The 525-nt window shown below is 60.2% G+C and carries 1 protein-coding gene; it reads right to left on the reverse strand.

Features of this window, described 5'->3' with window-relative positions; genetic code table 11:
- On the reverse strand, positions 1-525 hold a 525-nt coding region (locus J5224_RS35040), incomplete at both ends, for a FecCD family ABC transporter permease (protein WP_264629392.1).

Raw genomic sequence — 525 nt, forward strand, 5'->3', positions numbered from 1 at the left:
ATAAACGCAATCACGCCGCTGACCGCCACCGCCGTGCCAACCAGCAGCGCGCTGAGCAGCAGCAAAATCAGCTTGGTCTGTTTGACCTTCACGCCCAGATAGTGTGCGTCTTCGTCACCTAACTGGAGCAGATTGAGTTTGCGGGCATAGCACTGTACGCCCACCATGGCGGGAACGATCAGCGAAGCGGCCACCAGCAGCACTGGCCACTGCGCTTGCCCCAGACTGCCCATACCCCAGAGTGAAAACTGGCGCAGTTGCTGATCGTTACTGATGTAGGTCAGTACGCCGACGGCAGCGCCGCACAGCGCATTCAGAGCAATGCCGGTTAACAGCAGGCGGGTAACGCCGCCGCGCTCATCGCGTCCCAACATAAACAGAATGGCGGTCACCGCCAGACTGCCCGCGAAGGCGGCCAACATCGGGCTGTAGAGTGCTAATAACGGAGGCAGGCCCAAAGGCATCAACAGCGCAAACGCGACAAACAAGGCTGCGCCGCTGCTAATGCCCAGCAAACCGGGGTCA

It is taken from the genome of Candidatus Symbiopectobacterium sp. NZEC135, assembly GCF_025962695.1.